The organism is Sphingomicrobium lutaoense (genome assembly GCF_014195685.1).
Lineage (GTDB): Bacteria > Pseudomonadota > Alphaproteobacteria > Sphingomonadales > Sphingomonadaceae > Sphingomicrobium > Sphingomicrobium lutaoense.
In genome coordinates, this window is sequence record NZ_JACICF010000001.1 from 1090100 (window position 1) to 1108029 (window position 17930).

The window sequence follows — 17930 nt, forward strand, 5'->3', positions numbered from 1 at the left end:
CCGGTCTTTTCTGGAGCGACGAAATAGCCGCAACGGCTCTTTAAATCGGCGTTAAGAGGCGCCGGACAAAGCCGTTCATGCCCGCCGGACGCGGATGGCCGCGTACCCGCTTTCCCTGTCCGCCGGGCCCGACCCTTTCTGGTCATTCGGTCGGTTCTTTTGACCGCCCCGGCGCTTTTCCCCACGATGGCGCCGGGGCCATTTCATGCGCGCGGATGGGCATTCCGATAGACGTCGAGCAAGCGCGCGGCATCGACATCAGTATAGATTTGCGTCGAGGACAGGCTGGCATGGCCCAGCAGTTCCTGAAGCGAGCGCAGGTCCGCGCCCCCGGCCAGCAGGTGGGTGGCGAAACTGTGCCGCAAGGCATGGGGCGTCAGGCTATCGGGAAGCCCCAGCCGCGCACGGGCAGCGCGGACCGAGCGGCGCAGCATGTCGGCGGAGAGGCGCCCGCCCCGGGCGCCGCGGAACAGCGGGTCATGGGCTCCCAAGGGCCATGGGCAAGCAGCGGCATATTCCTCGATTGCCTGGCGCACCGCGGGCAGAACCGGCACCACCCTCTCCTTCCCGCCCTTGCCCCGGACGCGAAGCGTGTCGCCCAGCGGTAACAGGCCCGCATCGAGCGCCATCGCCTCAGCGATCCGCAGTCCCGATCCGTAGAGAAGCAGGAGGATGGCGAGATCGCGGCGACCCACCCAATCGGTCAAGGCGCCGTCGCGACTGTCCTCGGCAAGCGCGAGAGCATCTTCGGGCGATGCCGCGCGGGGAAGCGTCTTGCGCCGTCGCGGCGCGCGGGTGCGGGGAACTTGCGGCGTCTCGCCCTGCTCTTCGGCGGCAAAAGTCAGGAAAGCCCGCACCGCCGACAATTCGCGCGCGGCCGAGCTGTTGCCGAGGCCGCCTGCCCGCCGGTCGGCAAGATAGGCGCGAAGATCGGCGGGCTGCAGCGTGAGAAGCGCGAAGCGACCCACTTCCTCGCCGCGATGGTCTCCCAGAAAGGTGATGAAGCGATGCGCGGTCGCGACATAGGCGCGCACCGTATGCGGGCTTCGCCGCCGGTCATGCGCGAGATGGTCTCCCCAGCGCGCGGCAAGCGCCCGTGCGGGATGCCCCTCCCCTTCTATTTGGTCGCGATGCACCGCCCGATCATAGCGCCAAGCGCGCGGCCAAGAAAGCAGAGCAGTTCATTGCCTTCGGGGCTGCCCACCGGATCGTCCGACGATTGACCGAGCAGCAGCACGCCCTCGACGCTCGCCGGGCCGGAAATGCGGATCACTGCCTGCGAGCGCAGTTGGCCCGACGCTTCGCCGAACAGCGGATCGCCGCGACGTTCGGACGAAAGCTGGATTTCATCGCCTTCGCCCGCGCTGCGGATCCATTGCGGTTCGACGCTGAACACGCCCTTCCGGTCGAAGCGGAATCCCTCGCCGCTGATGATCAGCGCGAAGGCGCAGGCATCGACCCCGAGGATCGCGGGCCAGCGCTGCGTGACCGTTTCAGCCAGTTCGGCAAGATCGACGCGGGAAGCCGCTTCGACCACCGCCGCATGGATCGCCGCGGTGGCGGCATGATGCCCGGCGGCAAAGGCCGCGAGATTGGCGCGCGCTTCTTCGGCTTCGCCCAGGCGATGGCGCAGCTTCGCCACGCCTTCCCCTTCGAAAGAGATGACCCGTCCCATGCGCCCTGCCTTAGCGCGGCAAGGTTAAGAAATTGGCGCTTTTGCGGGAAGAATTCGTTAACCGATTTTCTGCCCGGTGGCTTCCCAATCCTTGAGGAAGGCAGCCAGTCCCTTGTCTGTGAGAGGATGGTTGAACATCTTCCAGATCACCTCGGGCGGCGCGGTCATCACGTCGGCGCCAAGCTTGGCCGAATCATGGATGTGAACGGGGTTGCGCACGCTCGCCACCAGGATCTGGGTGGGGAAATCGTAATTGTCGTAGATCATCCGGATATCGGCGATCAGCTCGATTCCGGGATAGCCCACATCGTCATGCCGCCCGACGAAGGGCGAGATGAAGGTCGCACCCGCCTTGGCCGCGAGCAGCGCCTGGTTGGCCGAGAAGCAGAGCGTGACATTGACCATCGTGCCATCGCTCGTGAGCTTCTTGCAGGTCTTGAGCCCCGCCGGGGTCAGAGGGACCTTGATCGCGATATTGTCGGCGATCTTGCGCAGCACTTCGGCCTCGCGCATCATTTCGTCATGCTCGGTCGCGACCACTTCGGCCGAAACCGGACCGTCGGTCAGGCCGCAGATTTCCTTCGTAACCTCGATGATGTCCCGACCGGCCTTCTTGATGAGCGAAGGATTGGTGGTCACGCCATCGAGCAGGCCGGTGTCGGCAAGCTCGCGGATGGCGTCGATGTCGGCGGTGTCGGCGAAGAATTTCATGATCGGCTCCCAGGTGGCGCTTGTTGACCATAAGCGATAGCGATTGAGGAAGCGGGCGTCACCCGATTCGGAAGGAATAGCGATGAGCGAGCAAGTCAGCGTCGAACGGACTCACGAAGGCGCGGTTCTCGCCATTACCCTGAAGCGCCCCGAGGCGCGCAACGCGATTACCGTCGGCATGTATGCCGCGCTGGCCGACGCGGTCGAAGGCGCGGCCGATGACCCCGGGATGCGGCTGATCACCATCCGCGGTCAGGGGGAAGACTTCACCGCGGGCAATGACCTCATGGATTTCCTCAAGGAAATGCCCCAGCCGGGCGGCCATGAGGATGTGCCGGTGTGGCGCTTCCTCGCGGCCATGGCAGCCAATGAAATTCCCATTCTCGCGGGCGTCCAGGGGAACGCCATCGGGATCGGCACCACGATGCTGTTCCATTGCGACCTGGTGCTGGCCGAACGCGGCTGCCGCTTCAAGATGCCTTTCGTCGATCTGGGCCTTGTCCCCGAGGCCGCCAGTTCGCTCATCCTGCCGCGACTGGGCGGGCGGCGTCGCGCGGCCCGCTATCTCCTGCTCGGGGAAGATTTCGGTGCCGACGAGGCCCTTTCGATGGGGCTCGCCAGCCATGTCGCCGACAAGGGCGGGCTCGACGATGAGTTCGATCGCCTCATCGCGACTATTCTCGCCAAGCCCGCCGAAGCGATGCGTCAGACGCAGGCATTGCTCCGCGCCGCCGATCGCAGCGAGATCGGCGAGCGGATGACCAAGGAAAACGCCCATTTCGCGGAACGGCTCACCTCGGACGAAGTGAAACAGGCGATTGCCGATTTTTTCGCGACGCGCGCCTGAGCCTTATTTGGCGACGTAGACTCGCTTCGATTTCTGGATATCGACCGTCGGGCCTTCGAAGAAGATGAAGTCGGTCGGCTGGGTATAGCTGATACTGATGGTCTTGAAGTCACCGGTCATGTCGGTGACCACCGTGGCCTGCTCGAGCTTGCCGTTATGCGTTCCGAAATCGCTTTCGACCACGCGCTGCTGGATGTCCGAATCGGTGGGCGTGGGATAGATGGTGGCGAAACGCGCCGCCTCGCCCAGTGCATGCTGGACGCCTGAATTGGCCTGGAAGACCAGCGCAAGCTGGAACAGGCCGAAGACGAAAAGGATCATCACCGGCAGGGCCAGCGCGAATTCGACGACGACGGCACCCTCTTCGTTACGCAGGATTTGGTTCTTACCGATCATTGCGTGCGGATCCCTGCCTGACCGTGGATGGGATATTTGCCCCGGTCGTTGGCCCCGAACAGCTTGGCCGGGAACATCGGGTCATATTCGCTTTCGATCGACACCTGCAGATAGCGGGCATAGGTCTGGCCGGTCGGGCAAGTCACGTCATACTGGCCCTGTCGCGTGCCGTTGCATTCAAGCCAGTAATCCACGTCCACCTGCGTGATCGGGACATTGGCCTGCTGCGAGGCTTCGACCTTGAGCGTGAGAATGGTCGTCCCCGCATCCGAATTGCGCTGCATGACCTTTTCGATGGCGCTTTGCGAGGCTTGCTCGAGCCGGAGCTTTTCCGAATAGGCGAGCGCGAGGTCCGACGTGCCGATGATGAGAGTCGCCAGCACCGGGGCCAGCATCCCCATCTCGACCACCGAAGTGCCGCGCTCGTCGCGGAGGATGTCGAACATCTTCATGCGTTTACCCCACCAGGCGGACGTGCCGCCCCTTGAATGCGCCCGACCCGCTCCCCGCCGGGCAGCTGTTCGAGATCGCGCTGTTGCCGCTGAAATAGACGCGGCGGGCGACCATCTGCACGCAGGCGGTCGACATGCCGGCGGTTCCGGTAAAGGTCACCTGCTGCTTGGGAAAATAGAATGCGCCGCGGAAATGCGAGTCGCTGTTCCCGTTGATCTTGTTCGGGCTCGACGCCGAGGCCGAGGCCGTGCTGGTCGCGCGGCGGTCCTGGTAGATGGCGATGCCCTTGAACGGCCCCGTATCCGGTGCCTCGATCGTGATCTCCGCGCTGCCGTTGAAATCGACATTGCCGATCGGCGCGAGCGGGCCGCTGCTGACATTGGTCATGACGAAGGTCACGCCGTTGGGCGCGTTGATATCGGCGCTCGAGTTGGCAGTGAAATCGCCGCCCGAGATGTAATAGACGCCGGGTTCGAAATTGACTTCGCCCTTGATGTCCATCGCAGTATAGCAATTCTTGGTCGGATCACTGCTGTCGTTGGTCACCGTGACCGTCACGCCCGGCTTCACCGAAAGTTTGCCATTGGCGCAAGACCAAGGCGGATTGGCGGTTACGCTTTCGAACGGGTCTTCCTGCGCCACGGTGAAGGGCAGGAAGTCGGTACCCGAACCCCAGTTACCGGTCGTATCGATCCCGCCCACGGCGGCGATCGGCGAGGCGGTCACGCTCGACGAGCCCTTGGCCACCGCCGCATCGAGCGAGGTGGAGTTGGTAATCATCCCGCAACCGAGACTGAGGCTCGAGGAACCTGTCGCGGTAATGCCCGTCGTGGGCGTATTCTCGAGGCTCACCACGCAATATTCGCCGGTCGGCACCACCGCCGCGGTCGCGCTGGCGCGGATCACCGGCGGATCGGCGAGGAAGAGCGAGGAAAAGCTCAGTCGCTTCTGGATTTCCAGTTCGACCTGGACCGCATTCTGGTAGGTCGCGGTATCGGCGGGATAGCTGATCGACGGCGCGGAAAGCAGCGCGATACCCGTCGTGTTGTTGTGCGTGATATCCTTGTCGATCGCGAGCGGGATGTCCTGCCCCTGCATATCGGCATAGACGCCCGCGAAGGCCGCGGAGTCGGCTGCGCGCTGCAGTTGGCGTTTCCACGTCACCCACTGGATCGTGTCGGTCGCGAGACCGGCCGAACCGACCAGCAGCGGCATCGACGCGCCGACGATGACCAGCACATTTCCGCGCTTGTCATTCAAAAGGCTCTTGAATGCTTTCAACATGCAAAACTCCCGGGGACTTTTGTCCGATCAGAAGGCCTTCTATCCAAACAGGGTGTGCGAACCGTTGAGCGGCATGGTTGACAAAGTCCTAACCATGTCCGACCCGCCAATTTGGCTTGCGAAGCGGGCCTTGGCGTCTTACATTCCTAATACAGTTTGACGCTTGCCATCCGGGGTGCCAACGGACAGTCTTGCGGCGGCAGCGTGCGAAGGAAGGAAGAATATGGCGACCGAACCCACGACCGAGACGAAGACCAAGCTGACACTTGATCCGCCCGACGCGCTCCAGCCCATCTCCGCCGACCAGGCGGCGGGGCTTGTTCCTCTCAAGGAAGAGGAAAAGGACGAACTGGGCAAGAAGGTCGAGAGCTTCGTCAACGAACTGGCTTCGCTCGATGCCAACAGCCCCGAGTTCGGCAAGAAGGTCGACCAGCTCACCGGCATGGGCCGCAAGGAAATCTCCGAGGCCGCCGGCGCGTCGAGCCGCTTCCTCGACCGCCCCGTGAAGGCGATCGACAGCGATACCGGCATCGGCGCCGATCTCACCGAGCTTCGCCGCACGGTCGAAGCGCTCGATCCCAGCGAGAACAGTCGGCACTTCACCGGCCGCAAGCTTCTCGGCATCATCCCCTTCGGCAAGAGCATCAACCGCTATTTCGACAAATATCGCTCGGCGCAGAGCCATATCAGCGCGATCCTGTCGCGGCTTGCCAATGGCAAGGACGAACTGTTGATGGACAATGCCGCCATCGACACCGAACGGGCGGGCCTGTGGAAGACGATGCACCGCCTCGAGCAGATGATCCACATCTCCAAGACGCTCGATGCCGAACTCGAGGCCAAGGCCAATGAGCTCGACGCGACCGACCCCGCCAAGGCCAAGGCCATCCGCGAAAGCGCGCTTTTCTATACGCGCCAGCGCACGCAGGACCTGCTTACCCAAATGGCAGTGACGGTGCAGGGCTATCTCGCGCTCGATCTCGTGAAGAAGAACAATGTCGAGCTGGTGAAGGGCGTCGACCGCGCCTCGACTACCACCGTTTCGGCGTTGCGTACCGCGGTCACCGTCGCGCAGGCAATGTCGAACCAGAAGCTGGTGCTCGAACAGATCGGCGCGCTCAACACGACCACCGCCAACATGATCGACAGCACCGGCACCATGCTCAAGAACCAGACCGGCGCGATCCACGAGCAGGCGGCTTCATCGACCATCCCGGTCGAGACACTGCAGCGCGCCTTCCAGAACATCTATGACACGATGGACCAGATCGACACCTTCAAGCTGCAGGCGCTCGATAATATGAAGACCACGGTCAACGTGCTCGAAGGCGAGATGAAGAAATCGAAGGGCTATATCGCCCGTGCCGAAGGCATCGAGCAGGCCAAGATCGAACAGCAGAAGTCGCCCTTCGATCTGGATAGCTGATGAGTTTCACCGACCAGACCCGCACGATCGAACGCGCTACCGCCGGTATCGAGCGGGCGCTAGTCGCGTCGCGCAAGACCGACCAGACGCTGGCCCGCTACGAACGGATCGCCGAGCGCATGGACGCGCGCGCGGGCAATCTCGATGCGGCGCGGCAACGCGAATTGCGCCGCGTGGCGGGCGATGTAGGCGGCAGGCTCGCCCGGATCGGGGTGGCCGTCGGCCTCATCAGTCTCCTTACCATCGGAATAGGGCTGTTCATTCCCATCGGCATGTTCGGCTTCCTCGCGGCGGTGGGCCTCGCCATCGGGGTCGCCGCACTTATGGCCTTCTGGCCGAGCGAGAAGCGTGGCGGCCCGCCCGTGCCCGCCGAACTGCCTAATGCCGAGATGGTCGCCCGTTTCGACCGCTATCTCTACCGCACCCGCCGCGCCCTCCCCGCGCCTGCGCAGGCCGAGGTGGACCAGATCAGCAGCCAGCTTTCCGACCTCGGCGCGATCCTCAAGCGGCTCGACGAAGGCGATCCGCAGGCCCGCGAAGCGCGCCGCCTGATGTCCGATCACCTGCCGGGCCTCATCGAGCGCTATGCGCAGGTGCCCGCGGGCTATCGCGACAGTATCGACGGCGAGGGAATGAGCGTCGACGAACGCCTCACCGACGGGCTAGCCGCAGGGCGCAAGGCGCTCGAGGAACTGGGCGAGGAACTGGCGCGCCGCGACATCGCCGGGCTCGAGACCCATGGCCGTTTCCTCAAGTCGCGCTATGGCCGCGACGAAATCGAATAGGGATCAGCCGATCACGCCCTTTGCGCGCAGCTGGCGAAGCGCCTGCGGGCTCAGATAGGCGCGCAATTCCTCGTCGCTATGTTCGCCCAGCGCGGGCGGTGCGAGCCGGGCATCGGCGCGCATGCCACCGAGGCGGATCGGCGAACCCACCATCGGCACCGCGCCCAGTGCGCCTGTTCCCCGCTCCTGACGCGCCCCGCGATGCGCGGCCTGCGGGTCGGCAAGCGCCTCCGAAATCGAGTTGATCGGACCGGCGGGAATGCCGGCCTCGAGCAGGGCATCGAGCCATTCGTCCGAGGAGCGGTCGGCCAGCACCGCGCCGACCTTGGCGACGATCGCTTCGCGGTGGGCGACCCGCGCCGCGTTGGTCGCGAACCGCTCGTCCTCGGCCCATTCGGGATGGCCACAGATGGCGGCGAGCTTGGCGAACTGGCGGTCATTGCCCACCGCGACGACGATCGGCCGGTCGCGCGTCGCGAAGGGCTGATAGGGCACGATATTGGGATGGCTGTTACCCTGCCGCACGGGGTCCTTGCCCGATACCATGGCGTTCGAAGCCTGGTTGGCGAGCACCGCGAGCTGGGTGTCGAACAGCGCCATGTCGATGACCGCGCCCTCGCCCGTCATGTCGCGCTCGTGCAGCGCGGCGAGGATCGCGCTGGCGGTGTACATGCCGGTGAAGATGTCGGCGATCGCCACGCCCACGCGCAGCGGGCCGCCATTTTCCAGCTCGTCGGGAAGGCCGGTGACGCTCATCATCCCGCCCATCGCCTGGATCATATAATCATAGCCCGCGCGGTCGGCATAAGGACCGTCCTGCCCAAACCCCGTGACCGAAGCATAGATCAGGCGCGGATTGACCTTGCGCAAGCTCTCGGCGTCAAGGCCGAAACGCGCCAACCCGCCGACCTTGTAATTCTCGACCAGTACGTCGGCGTCGGCGGCCATGCGGCGAACGATCTCGGCGCCCTCCGCTTGCGAGAAATCGATGGCGACCGATTTCTTGCCGCGATTGGCGGCAAGGAAATAAGCGGCGACCCGCTCCTCGCCATGTTCATGCCAAGGCGGGCCCCAATGGCGCGTGTCGTCGCCCGCGCCCGGCTTTTCGACCTTGATGACATCGGCGCCGAGGTCAGCGAGCAGCTGCGTGCACCAGGGCCCTGCAAGAACCCGCGACAGGTCGAGAACCCTGAGGCCTTCGAGCGGATGGGCGCTCATGACCCGCGCTTCCACTTGCGGCTGTCGGCGATCACTGCCCGGGCCGCATTATGGCCGGGAGCACCCGTCACGCCGCCGCCCGGATGCGCACCCGACCCGCACAGATAGAGGCCGGCCAGCGGCATCCGGTAATCCGACGCGCCGATCATCGGCCGCGCATTGAACAATTGATCAAGCCCCATCTTGCCATGAAAGATGTCGCCGCCCACCAGCCCGAAGCGCCGTTCGAGGTCGAGCGGCGAATGGATCTGCCGCGCCACCACGCTGTCGGCAAAGCCCGGCGCATGGCGATCAACGGTACGGATGACATGGTCGGCGGCTTCCTCGCGAACATCGTCCCATTGCTTCCCGTCGGGCAGCGAATAACGGAAATGCTGGCAGAACAGGCTGGCGACATGCTTGCCCCGCGGTGCCAGCGTGGCGTCCAGCGTCGAAGGCAGCAGCATCTCGACCACCGGCTCGCGGCTCCAGCCGTCGAGAACCGCGCTGGCATGCGCCTTTTCCATATAATCGAGGCTCGGTCCGATGATGATGCCCGCGGTCAGATGGTCGCCCCGCCCCGGAAGGGCAGTGAAATTGGGCAGCCGGTCCAGCGCGACATTCATCCGGAAGGTCGCGCTCTCGCAAGCCCAGTTGGCAAAATGCCGCGACACGCGCCGCTCGACGGCCTCATCGGGGACCAGTTCCTTGAAGAGGAGGCGCGGATTGACCCCCGCGACCACCTTGTCGGCGCGCCACGCCTTGCCGCCCGCGACCACACCAGCTGTAGCATCGTTGGCGATGATGATCTCGCTCACCGGTGTGCCGAGGACGATGTCCACGCCCGCTTCGCGGCAGGCGCGGGCCATGGCTTGCGTGATTGCGCCCATGCCGCCGATGGCATGACCCCAGGCACCCTCGACTCCCGCGGCTTCGCCGAACAGGTGGTGGAGAAGGACATAGCCGGTCCCCGCGTCATAGGGCGATGCGAAATTGCCGACGATCCCGTCGAAGCCGAACAGCGCCTTGGCCATCTCGCCTTCGAAATGGCCGTCGAGGATCTCGCCCGCGCTCTTGGTGAAATAGCGGTGCAGGATTTCGACTTCGCGCGTGTCGAGGCCGTAAAGATCCTTGCCCAGTCGAATGAGGTCGGGAAGCCCGGCCAGCCCCCTCCCCACGTCGACCGGCGCCTTCAAGAGCCATTTGCGGATGATGCCGACGACCAGTTCCAGCTCCGCGATATAGCGGTCGTAGGCGGGGCCGTCGGCTCGGTGATGCCGCGCCAGTTCGCTTCGCGTGAGGCCGTCGCGCCCCGCCAGCAGATAGCGGTGCCCCCCGCCCGGAAGGAAATTGTCCACCTTGCGCAGCACGACCTCGAGGCCGTGGCGCTCCAATTCCATGTCGGCGATGACCTTGGGCTGGAGCAGGCTGACCGTGTAGCTTGCGGCCGAATTGCGGAAGCCCGGGTGGAATTCGTCGGTGACCGCCGCGCCGCCGACCGTCTCGGCCGCCTCGATCAGCGCAACCTTGAGGCCTTTCCTGGCGAGATAATAGCTGCAGACCAGCCCGTTATGCCCCGCTCCGATGACAACGACGTCATGCATCAGCGCATCAACACCAATTCTTCCGACATGGTCGGATGCAGCGCGATCGTGTCGTCGAACTGCTGCTTCTTGAGGCCCGCCTTCACCGCGATTGCCGCGGCCTGCAGGATTTCGGGGGCCTCGGGGCCGATCATATGGATACCAACGACACGGTCGTCGGTGGGGTGGACGACCAGCTTGTAGAGCGAGCGCTCGTTGCGCCCGGCAAGCACATTTTTCATTGCGCGGAAATCGCTCGTGTAGGTCTTGACCTGGTTGCCGAAGGCCTGGCGCGCTTCGCTTTCGGTCATGCCAACGCCCGCGATCGGCGGATGGCTGAAGACCGCGTTGGGAATATTGTCATAATCGACCGTGCGATCAATCCCGCCGAACTGCGTGTCGGCAAAGGCATGGCCTTCGCGGATGGCGACGGGCGTCAATTGGACCCGGTCGGTGACGTCGCCCACTGCGAAGACGTGGTCGATATTGGTGCGGCTATATTCGTCCACCTTGATCTCGCCCCGCTCGCCCGTCTCGACGCCCAGCGTCTCGAGGCCGAGATTCTCCGTATTGGGGATCCGGCCCGTCGCGAACAGCAAGGCATCGACATGCATGTCGTCGCACCCGTCCATCGACAGGTGCAGGCTGCCGTCATCCTGCTTCTCGATCTTCCGGAAGGTCGAGTTGAAGGCAAAGGCAATGCCCTTGGTAAGCGAGATGTGCAGTAGCCGCTCGCGCATCGATTCATCATAACCTCGCAGGATCTTGTCCGAACGATTGACGATCGTGACCTTCGATCCGAGCTCGTTGAAGATGCCTGCAAATTCGTTGGCGATATAACCACCGCCCGCGATGGCCACCCGCTTCGGGATTTCCGGCAGGCTGAAGACATCGTTCGAGACGATCGCATGCTCTGCACCCGGCACGTTCGGGACAAAGGGTCGCGCGCCAACGGCGATGAGGATCTTTTCCGCCGTCACCGTCTCGCCGGTCGAGAGGGCAATTTCCTTGCCCCCCTTCAGGGTCGCTCGCGCCTCGAACAGGGTGATGTCATTATTGGCAAGCGTCTGCTGGTAAAGGCCTTCGAGCCGGTCGACCTCGGCGGCGACATTGTCGCGCAGCTTGGCCCAGTCGAAGCTCCTGGCCTCGATGTCCCAGCCGAAGCGGGCGCAATCCTCGAGATCCTCGGCGAAATGCGCGCCATAGACGAGCAGCTTCTTGGGAACGCAGCCGCGAATGACGCAGGTGCCGCCGACCCGATATTCCTCGGCAATCGCCACTTTGGCGCCATGGCTGGCAGCGATGCGCGCCGCCCGGACCCCGCCCGATCCCGCGCCGATGACGAAGAGGTCGAAATGCTGGGCCATGCTTTAAAGTCCTGCCTTGTCGATGAGGGCGCGGGTCGATGGATCGAAGCCCTCGCGCGCTTCGGGATCGTCGATCGCGCGCGCCATTTCCTTGCCCAGTTCGACCCCGAACTGGTCGAAGGGATTGATGCCGAGCAATGCGGCTTCGGCGAAGGTGCGATGTTCGTAGAATGCAATGAGCGAGCCAAGTGTGCGGGGATCGAGGCGGTCGAGGAGGATGGTGGTCGAAGGCCGGTCGCCGGGATAATGGCGCGCGGCATCGTCGCTGGACCGCCCCGCCATCAACGCCGCGCCCTGGGCGAAGGCGTTGAGGAGAAGCTGGCGGTGCTGGCGGGGATCCTGGCTGTCTTCATTTTCGATTACGGCGAGGAATTCCACGGGCACGAGATGGCTGCCCTGGTGAAGCAATTGGAAGACCGCGTGCTGAGCGTCGGTGCCGGTGCCGCCCCAGACGATGGGGGAAGTCGGACGGTCGAGCGGATTGCTGTCGAGGGTGACGGACTTTCCGTTGGATTCCATCACAAGTTGTTGAAGATAGGGGACTAATAGCCGGAGGCGTTCGTCGTAGGCGAAGACCGCGCGGGTTTGGGCGCCGCGATAGTGAACATAATAGAGATCGGCGGCGGCGGCGAGGAAGGGCGCGTTCTGGGCGAGCGGCGCGAGCTTGAAATGGCGGTCCATTTCGGCCGCGCCTTCGAGCATCGCCTCGAAGGCGTCCCAGCCGAGCGCGAGCGCGATCGAGATGCCCACCGAGGACCAGAGCGAATAGCGCCCGCCCACCGTATCGGCGAAGGGCAGGATGCGGGTTTCGTCGACGCCGCGTTCGAGCGCCTTGTCGGGATTGGCGGTGACCGCGATCACCTGCCCCATCGGGTCTTCCACGCCGCAGCCTTCGAGCCATTCGAGCGCGGCGTCGAGATTGGTAAGCGTTTCGGTGGTGGTGAAGCTTTTCGAAACCGCGACGATGAGCGTGCTTTCGGGATCGAGGCCGTCCAATGCCTCGTCCATCGCCTCGCCGTCGATATTGGCGACGGTGCGCAGTTCGACCCGCGTGCCGCCGCGTCCCAGCGCATCGACCGCGAGCGCGGGACCGAGCGCCGAACCGCCGATGCCGATATGGAGGATCGCATCGATCTCGCCGAAGGCTTCGGCCTCGACCGCGTCGAGGAGCTGGCGCATCCGCGTGCGGAAGCGCGCGGCCATTTCATTATCCTCGGGCGCGCCCTGCCCCCGTTCGGCGACATGGGTGGCCGAGCGCTTTTCCGAAGGATTGACGATCTCGCCCGCGAAGAGCGCGCGGCGGCGCGCGTCGAAATCCATGGCCGCGGCGAGCGTTTCGAACGCGCTTACCAGGCCCTCGTCGAGATGGGTCTTGGACCAGTCGAAGCTCATGCCCGCGACCGACAGGCCGAGCCGGTCGAGCCGCGTTTCGTCCTTTTCGAAAAGGTCGGCGAGCGCCGAGCTTTCATGGTCGCTTATGGCGCGCCAGGCGGCGGCGGTATCGGGGGAATCAGTCATCGCGCCCGTCTTAGCGAAGGGGCGGGCAAATGCCATCCCCGCTTGACCTTCGCCGCGCGCTGGCGTTCAAGCGCGCACGATGACTGACAAAGATGCCGCGGAGCCGAAAAAGGGCTCGGTCCTGAAATTCCTGCTGCTCCTGGCGTTTTTCGCCTATGTGCTGCGTACCTTCCTCGTCGCGCCCTTCATGATCCCGTCGGGATCGATGCTGCCGACCATGTGGGTGGGCGACTATCTGTTCGTGTCCAAATGGCCCTATGGCTATTCGCGCTACAGCTTCCCCCTCGGCATTCCCGATTTCGAGGGAAGGATTTTCGAGAGCCTGCCCGAGCGCGGCGATGTCGCGGTCTTTCATTCGCCCGTGGTCGAAGGCCGCGTGGTGGTGAAAAGGGTGATCGGCCTTCCGGGAGACACGGTCGAGACGCGCGGCGGCACGCTCATTCTCAATGGCGAGGCGGTGCCGCGCGAGCGGCTGCGCGATTTCGCGCTGACGATCAGCCCCAACAGTCCGTGCAAGGTGGTGCCGGGAGCGAGCCAGTTCGTCGAGCCCGGGCCGGGCGAGACGCAGATCTGCCGCTATCCCGCCTATCGCGAGACCCTTCCCAACGGCAAAAGCTATGTCGTGCTCGACCAGGCAGCGACGCCCGGCGACGAAGCCGGGCCCTTCACCGTGCCGCAAGGCCATGTCTTTCTGATGGGCGACAATCGCGACGATAGCGGCGACAGCCGCTTCGCCGGAGCGGTCGGGGGGCTGGGGCCGGTGCCGGTCGAGAACCTGATGGGCCGCGCCGAGATGAATTTCTGGTCCACCGACGGGAGTGCGAGCCTTCTCCTGCCCTGGACCTGGTTCAGCGCGCTGCGCGGCAGCCGCATCGGGATCAGTTACTGATGCTGCGTCCCGCCGCCGAGGTCGCGAAGGAACTGCTGAGCCATGTGCCCGGCGACGAAGCGCTGTTCGAACGCGCGCTGACCCATGGCAGCCGCCAGGGCGAAACCAGCTACCAGCGGCTCGAATTCCTCGGCGACCGCGTGCTCGGCATCCTGATGGCCGAATGGCTCTACCACCGCTTTCCCGACGAAGCCGAAGGCAAGATGAACCGGCGCTATTCGGGACTGGTGAGCCGCGAGACCTGCGCCGAAGTGGGCCGGGCAATCGACCTGCCGCGCCATATCCGCCTGTCGCGCCAGGCCCGCGAGGGCCGTGCCGAGACGAGCGACAATGTCATCGGCGATGTAGTCGAGGCGCTCTTGGGCGCGCTTTATCTCGACGCCGGGCTCGATGCCTGCCGGGATTTCGTCCGTACTCATTGGGGCGAATTTCTCGACGAACAGCGAAAGGCGCCGATCCATCCCAAGAACGGCCTGCAGGAACTGGCCGCGGCGCGTCGGATCGGGGTGCCGCGCTACGAGATGGTCGGCAAGTCCGGCCCGCACCATGCGCCGGTTTTCCGCGTCCGGGTGACATTATCGGGCGGGCGCGAAGCCGAAGCCGAGGGCGCGAGCAAGCAGGAAGCCGAAACCGCCGCAGCCGCGGCATTGCTGGAGCAGTTGAAATGACCAAATGCGGCCTCGTCGCGATCCTCGGTGCCCCCAATGCCGGCAAGTCCACGCTAGTCAATGCGCTCGTCGGGCAGAAAGTGGCGATCACCAGCCCCAAGGCGCAGACCACGCGCACCCGGCTGATGGGCATCGCCATCCACGAGGATACGCAGATCCTGCTGCTCGACACGCCGGGCATTTTCGTTCCGGGCCGGCGGCTCGACCGGGCGATGGTCAAGGCTGCCTGGGAAGGCGCCGAGGATGCGGACCGGCTGGTGGTGATGATCGATGCCTCCTCCGGGATGAACAAGAAGGCGCGAATGCTGGTCGAAGGCGTCGAGCGGCGCCCCGAGCCCAAGATCCTCGTCATCAACAAGACCGACCTTGTGAAAAAGCCCGCGCTTCTCGAACTGGCGCAAGGCCTGTCGGAGCGGCTCCACCCCGAAGCGGTCTTCTTCGTTTCGGCGACCAGCGGCGAAGGGGTGAGCGACCTCAAGGTGCACCTGGCCGAGAAGATGCCCGAAGGCCCCTGGCATTTCCCCGAGGACCAATTATCCGATGCCACCGACCGGATGATCGCCGCCGAGCTGACCCGCGAGCAGATCTATGCCCAGCTTCACCAGGAACTGCCTTATGCAAGCGCGGTGGTCACCGAGAAATGGGAGGAGCGGCGCGACGGTTCGACCGCGATCCACCAGCAGATCCGCATTGCCCGCGACAGCCAGAAAGGCATCGTGCTGGGCAAGGGCGGATCGAAGCTGAAGTCGATCGGCGAAGCCGCGCGCAAGGAAATCGCCGAGCATCTGGGACGCAAGGTCCACCTCTTCCTTCATGTGAAGGTCGATCCGCGCTGGGAAGAGGATCGCGGGCTCTACGAGGACATCGGCCTCGAATGGACTTCGTGAAATCCGCCGCGGGTCGGCGCGATTTCCCAAGCATATTTCACCAACGCCGGACCCTCGACAAGCGTGTTGGCGTATTAAGACGCTGATATTCCTTTGTTCGTCCGGATTGGCACATTTCGTGAATTGCCCTGCCCATGGCCCGCGGATGGTCCGCGGACCCATGAGTGCAAGGAATATGCAAGATGTTCACGACCCTGTTGGTGATGGCCGCGAGCCTTTCGGGCGAGACCCGCACGATGGAGATGGATGGCCAGACCGTCCGCTATGAAGTGCAGCGCGAAGCGAGCGGGACACGTCGATTGAAAGGCGTTCGCGAAAGCGACGGTGCCCGTTTCGACCTGAGGATCGGGGCCGATGGCCGGGTCAAGGGCAAGGTCGACGGGCGCAAGGTGCGTTTCCGCGCGCCCCGCGACCGGGCCGACGACTAGGCCGGCGGGCGACCGAGCAGTTCCTCGACGAAAGGGGGAACCAGCTCGGTCGCCCTGCCCATCCGGCTTTCGTCGAAATAGATGCTGCCCGCGCTGGGTTCGAGATTGATCTCGACCGTTTGGGCGCCGCGATACCTGGCGGTCTGGACGAAACCCGCGGCGGGATAGACCGCGCCCGACGTGCCGATCGAGACGAACAGATCGGCCTGCATCAGCGCACTTTCGATCCGCTCCATCCCGTAGGGCATCTCGCCGAACCAGACGATGTCGGGGCGCAGCATCTTTTCATTGCACTGCGGACAGGGCGGAAAGTCGAGCAGCCGATCGGGACTTTGCGAGCGGGTGTCGCAGGCAAGGCACCAGGCGCTTTTGAGTTCGCCATGCATGTGGAGAAGGCGCTTCGTCCCTGCCCTTTCGTGCAGGTCATCGACATTCTGGGTGACGAGCAGCAATTCGCCCGGCCATTCTTCATCGAGCCGGGCGAGCGCTTCATGCGCGGCATTGGGGGCGACCGAAGCAAGACTGGCGCGCCGTTCGTCATAGAAGCGCTGAACGAGGTGCGGATCGGCGACGAAGGCACCGGGCGTGGCGACATCCTCGACGCGCTGGCCCTCCCACAGGCCGTCGGGGCCACGGAAGGTGGCCAGCCCGCTTTCGGCGCTGACGCCCGCGCCCGTGAGGATCACGATGTTGGAAATCTGCTGCATGCCCCTCGTTTCGCAGACTTTTCGCTTCGCTCCAACCGCCCTGCTATTGACAACAATGTCAGCGATGCCATCTTCACCCGCATGGTTGAGGCGTATCATCATCCCATCGGCATCGAGGCCGGCGACATCGACCATATGGGCCATGTCAACAATTCGGTGTACCTCCAATGGGTTCAGGAAGCGGTCGTGCGCTATTGGGAGAGCCTTGCCCCGCCCGAAGCGGTGGCCAAGCATCTGTGGGTCGCGCTCAAGCATGAGATCGACTATCGGCGCCCGACCTTTCTCGAGGACAATGTCGTCGCCGACGTGGTCGCCGAGAAGATGCAGGGCGCGCGCTTCTTCTTCACCACGGTGATCAAGCGCGGCGAAGAGGTGGTGGCCGAGGCCAAGAGCGTGTGGTGCTGTCTCGACGCGGCATCGAAGCGCCCTGCCCGGTTGGCGCGCGACGTGGCGCGGCGATTCCTGCCCGAGGCCTGAATTCTCCCGAAAACTGGACTTTTCCTGCCAGCTGTGGTTAACGCAGGTTAGGAACGACGCCTGCCATTCTCCGGTTGCGTTGGTTCAAGTCTGCCCGGGAAGGGCGACCGCCGTTTCCTGAAAAGAGAAGCCGGACCCAGGGGGGACCGGCCACATGGAGACTGACCATGAAGAAGCTGATGCTGGCCGCATTGGGGGCGGCAACGATGACCTTTGGCGTGCCTGCCGCCGCGCAGGACGAGACGCCCCTGAGGGGCGGAGAATATTGGGAAGTGGCAACTATCGATGTCGCGGACGGCCAGGGGCTGCGCTATGCCGAGTGGCTGGCGACCGATTGGCGGGCCTTCAACGACTATGCCAAGTCGCAGGGCTGGATCAGCGATTACAAGATCCTGAGCAACGTCCATGGGCGGCCCGACGAGGGGGATATCTTCCTCATCACCAAATTCTCGAGCATGCCCGATGCGGCCGAGGGCGAGCGGCGCTCCAAGGCCTTTCGCGCCCAGATGAAGCGGAGCGCCAAGCAGCTTGCCGCCGAAAGCGGCAATCGCGCCGAATATCGCAAAGTGATGGGCTCGGTGCTGTTGCAGGAACTGCATTTCCGCGACTGATGCGGCTCATGTGAAGCGGCC

20 protein-coding genes are annotated in these 17930 nt (G+C 64.3%); 9 read left to right on the plus strand and 11 right to left on the minus strand.

Features of this window, described 5'->3' with window-relative positions; genetic code table 11:
• Nucleotides 1-203: 203 nt before the first annotated feature.
• From FHS50_RS05295 to fsa, 3 genes are all read right to left on the minus strand, one after another.
• On the minus strand, nt 204-1136 hold the full coding sequence (locus tag FHS50_RS05295; RefSeq protein ID WP_265569113.1) for a tyrosine recombinase XerC: 933 nt from the start codon (nt 1134-1136) through the stop codon (nt 204-206).
• Nucleotides 1118-1642 (minus strand): DUF484 domain-containing protein, encoded by a 525-nt coding sequence (locus tag FHS50_RS05300; RefSeq protein ID WP_183933309.1) that lies wholly within the window; start codon nt 1640-1642, stop codon nt 1118-1120. The genes FHS50_RS05295 and FHS50_RS05300 overlap by 19 nt, the downstream gene beginning before the upstream one ends.
• A 90-nt stretch (nt 1643-1732) precedes the next feature.
• Nucleotides 1733-2386 (minus strand): fructose-6-phosphate aldolase, encoded by a 654-nt coding sequence (fsa, locus tag FHS50_RS05305; protein WP_183933310.1) that lies wholly within the window; start codon nt 2384-2386, stop codon nt 1733-1735.
• Nucleotides 2387-2468: 82 nt separating this feature from the next.
• Between fsa and FHS50_RS05310 the strand changes: the two genes are divergently transcribed.
• Nucleotides 2469-3233: an enoyl-CoA hydratase-related protein gene (locus FHS50_RS05310; RefSeq protein WP_183933311.1), complete on the plus strand. Its 765-nt coding sequence runs from the start codon at nt 2469-2471 to the stop codon at nt 3231-3233.
• A 3-nt stretch (nt 3234-3236) separates the two neighbouring features.
• On the opposite strand, the gene FHS50_RS05315 is transcribed toward FHS50_RS05310, so the two are convergent.
• From FHS50_RS05315 to FHS50_RS05325, 3 genes are read right to left on the minus strand one after another with little or no spacing between them, the layout of a single operon-like run.
• The gene (locus tag FHS50_RS05315; RefSeq protein ID WP_183933312.1) at nt 3237-3629 is read right to left on the minus strand and encodes a TadE/TadG family type IV pilus assembly protein; all 393 of its coding nucleotides are present in this window, start codon (nt 3627-3629) and stop codon (nt 3237-3239) included.
• Complete coding sequence (locus FHS50_RS05320) at nt 3626-4081, minus strand: TadE/TadG family type IV pilus assembly protein (protein WP_183933313.1); 456 nt, start codon at nt 4079-4081, stop codon at nt 3626-3628. The genes FHS50_RS05315 and FHS50_RS05320 overlap by 4 nt, the downstream gene beginning before the upstream one ends.
• 4 nt (nt 4082-4085) lie before the next feature.
• Nucleotides 4086-5366, minus strand: coding sequence for a pilus assembly protein TadG-related protein (locus FHS50_RS05325; protein WP_183933314.1), 1281 nt, complete (start codon nt 5364-5366; stop codon nt 4086-4088).
• 223 nt (nt 5367-5589) lie between these two features.
• On the opposite strand from FHS50_RS05325, the gene FHS50_RS05330 reads away from it, so the two are divergent.
• Complete coding sequence (locus FHS50_RS05330) at nt 5590-6792, plus strand: toxic anion resistance protein (RefSeq protein ID WP_183933315.1); 1203 nt, start codon at nt 5590-5592, stop codon at nt 6790-6792.
• Nucleotides 6792-7577, plus strand: coding sequence for a hypothetical protein (locus FHS50_RS05335; protein WP_183933316.1), 786 nt, complete (start codon nt 6792-6794; stop codon nt 7575-7577). The genes FHS50_RS05330 and FHS50_RS05335 overlap by 1 nt, the downstream gene beginning before the upstream one ends.
• Nucleotides 7578-7580: 3 nt before the next feature.
• On the opposite strand, the gene FHS50_RS05340 is transcribed toward FHS50_RS05335, so the two are convergent.
• The 4 genes from FHS50_RS05340 to pgi are packed head-to-tail and all read right to left on the minus strand — an operon-like array spanning nt 7581 to nt 13242.
• Nucleotides 7581-8795: a CaiB/BaiF CoA transferase family protein gene (locus tag FHS50_RS05340; RefSeq protein ID WP_183933317.1), complete on the minus strand. Its 1215-nt coding sequence runs from the start codon at nt 8793-8795 to the stop codon at nt 7581-7583.
• The gene (locus FHS50_RS05345) at nt 8792-10378 is read right to left on the minus strand and encodes a phytoene desaturase family protein (protein ID WP_183933318.1); all 1587 of its coding nucleotides are present in this window, start codon (nt 10376-10378) and stop codon (nt 8792-8794) included. The genes FHS50_RS05340 and FHS50_RS05345 overlap by 4 nt, the downstream gene beginning before the upstream one ends.
• Nucleotides 10378-11724, minus strand: a complete 1347-nt coding sequence (gene gorA / locus FHS50_RS05350) for a glutathione-disulfide reductase (protein ID WP_183933319.1) — start codon at nt 11722-11724, stop codon at nt 10378-10380. The genes FHS50_RS05345 and gorA overlap by 1 nt, the downstream gene beginning before the upstream one ends.
• Before the next feature lie 3 nt (nt 11725-11727).
• On the minus strand, nt 11728-13242 hold the full coding sequence (pgi, locus tag FHS50_RS05355) for a glucose-6-phosphate isomerase (RefSeq protein WP_183933320.1): 1515 nt from the start codon (nt 13240-13242) through the stop codon (nt 11728-11730).
• A gap of 79 nt (nt 13243-13321) precedes the next feature.
• On the opposite strand from pgi, the gene lepB reads away from it, so the two are divergent.
• The 4 genes from lepB to FHS50_RS05375 all read left to right on the plus strand — a co-directional run bounded on the left by lepB (nt 13322) and on the right by FHS50_RS05375 (nt 16114).
• Nucleotides 13322-14131: a signal peptidase I gene (lepB, locus tag FHS50_RS05360; protein WP_183933321.1), complete on the plus strand. Its 810-nt coding sequence runs from the start codon at nt 13322-13324 to the stop codon at nt 14129-14131.
• On the plus strand, nt 14131-14799 hold the full coding sequence (gene rnc, locus FHS50_RS05365; RefSeq protein WP_183933322.1) for a ribonuclease III: 669 nt from the start codon (nt 14131-14133) through the stop codon (nt 14797-14799). The genes lepB and rnc overlap by 1 nt, the downstream gene beginning before the upstream one ends.
• Nucleotides 14796-15686, plus strand: coding sequence for a GTPase Era (gene era / locus FHS50_RS05370; protein WP_183933323.1), 891 nt, complete (start codon nt 14796-14798; stop codon nt 15684-15686). Before rnc ends, era begins: the two co-directional genes overlap by 4 nt.
• A 182-nt stretch (nt 15687-15868) precedes the next feature.
• A complete protein-coding gene (locus FHS50_RS05375; protein ID WP_183933324.1) occupies nt 15869-16114 on the plus strand; it encodes a hypothetical protein in 246 nt (81 codons plus the stop codon).
• Here FHS50_RS05375 and FHS50_RS05380 read toward each other — a convergent pair.
• Nucleotides 16111-16821, minus strand: a complete 711-nt coding sequence (locus FHS50_RS05380; RefSeq protein ID WP_183933325.1) for an NAD-dependent deacylase — start codon at nt 16819-16821, stop codon at nt 16111-16113. The genes FHS50_RS05375 and FHS50_RS05380 overlap by 4 nt on opposite strands.
• A gap of 81 nt (nt 16822-16902) precedes the next feature.
• On the opposite strand from FHS50_RS05380, the gene FHS50_RS05385 reads away from it, so the two are divergent.
• On the plus strand, nt 16903-17298 hold the full coding sequence (locus FHS50_RS05385) for an acyl-CoA thioesterase (RefSeq protein ID WP_183933326.1): 396 nt from the start codon (nt 16903-16905) through the stop codon (nt 17296-17298).
• A 167-nt stretch (nt 17299-17465) separates the two neighbouring features.
• The gene (locus FHS50_RS05390; protein ID WP_183933327.1) at nt 17466-17909 is read left to right on the plus strand and encodes a hypothetical protein; all 444 of its coding nucleotides are present in this window, start codon (nt 17466-17468) and stop codon (nt 17907-17909) included.
• The last annotated feature ends 21 nt before the right edge of the window (nt 17910-17930 follow it).

What these genes read in the sequence shown, in the direction of transcription:
- fsa (WP_183933310.1), bottom strand. Translation starts at nt 2,386, where the DNA reads ATGAAATTCTTCGCCGACACCGCCGACATCGACGCCATCCGCGAGCTT.
- FHS50_RS05310 (WP_183933311.1), top strand. Translation starts at nt 2,469, where the DNA reads ATGAGCGAGCAAGTCAGCGTCGAACGGACTCACGAAGGCGCGGTTCTC.
- FHS50_RS05315 (WP_183933312.1), bottom strand. Translation starts at nt 3,629, where the DNA reads ATGATCGGTAAGAACCAAATCCTGCGTAACGAAGAGGGTGCCGTCGTC.
- FHS50_RS05320 (WP_183933313.1), bottom strand. Translation starts at nt 4,081, where the DNA reads ATGAAGATGTTCGACATCCTCCGCGACGAGCGCGGCACTTCGGTGGTC.
- FHS50_RS05325 (WP_183933314.1), bottom strand. Translation starts at nt 5,366, where the DNA reads ATGTTGAAAGCATTCAAGAGCCTTTTGAATGACAAGCGCGGAAATGTG.
- FHS50_RS05330 (WP_183933315.1), top strand. Translation starts at nt 5,590, where the DNA reads ATGGCGACCGAACCCACGACCGAGACGAAGACCAAGCTGACACTTGAT.
- FHS50_RS05335 (WP_183933316.1), top strand. Translation starts at nt 6,792, where the DNA reads ATGAGTTTCACCGACCAGACCCGCACGATCGAACGCGCTACCGCCGGT.
- FHS50_RS05340 (WP_183933317.1), bottom strand. Translation starts at nt 8,795, where the DNA reads ATGAGCGCCCATCCGCTCGAAGGCCTCAGGGTTCTCGACCTGTCGCGG.
- FHS50_RS05345 (WP_183933318.1), bottom strand. Translation starts at nt 10,378, where the DNA reads ATGCATGACGTCGTTGTCATCGGAGCGGGGCATAACGGGCTGGTCTGC.
- gorA (WP_183933319.1), bottom strand. Translation starts at nt 11,724, where the DNA reads ATGGCCCAGCATTTCGACCTCTTCGTCATCGGCGCGGGATCGGGCGGG.
- pgi (WP_183933320.1), bottom strand. Translation starts at nt 13,242, where the DNA reads ATGACTGATTCCCCCGATACCGCCGCCGCCTGGCGCGCCATAAGCGAC.
- lepB (WP_183933321.1), top strand. Translation starts at nt 13,322, where the DNA reads ATGACTGACAAAGATGCCGCGGAGCCGAAAAAGGGCTCGGTCCTGAAA.
- rnc (WP_183933322.1), top strand. Translation starts at nt 14,131, where the DNA reads ATGCTGCGTCCCGCCGCCGAGGTCGCGAAGGAACTGCTGAGCCATGTG.
- era (WP_183933323.1), top strand. Translation starts at nt 14,796, where the DNA reads ATGACCAAATGCGGCCTCGTCGCGATCCTCGGTGCCCCCAATGCCGGC.
- FHS50_RS05375 (WP_183933324.1), top strand. Translation starts at nt 15,869, where the DNA reads ATGTTCACGACCCTGTTGGTGATGGCCGCGAGCCTTTCGGGCGAGACC.
- FHS50_RS05380 (WP_183933325.1), bottom strand. Translation starts at nt 16,821, where the DNA reads ATGCAGCAGATTTCCAACATCGTGATCCTCACGGGCGCGGGCGTCAGC.
- FHS50_RS05385 (WP_183933326.1), top strand. Translation starts at nt 16,903, where the DNA reads ATGGTTGAGGCGTATCATCATCCCATCGGCATCGAGGCCGGCGACATC.
- FHS50_RS05390 (WP_183933327.1), top strand. Translation starts at nt 17,466, where the DNA reads ATGAAGAAGCTGATGCTGGCCGCATTGGGGGCGGCAACGATGACCTTT.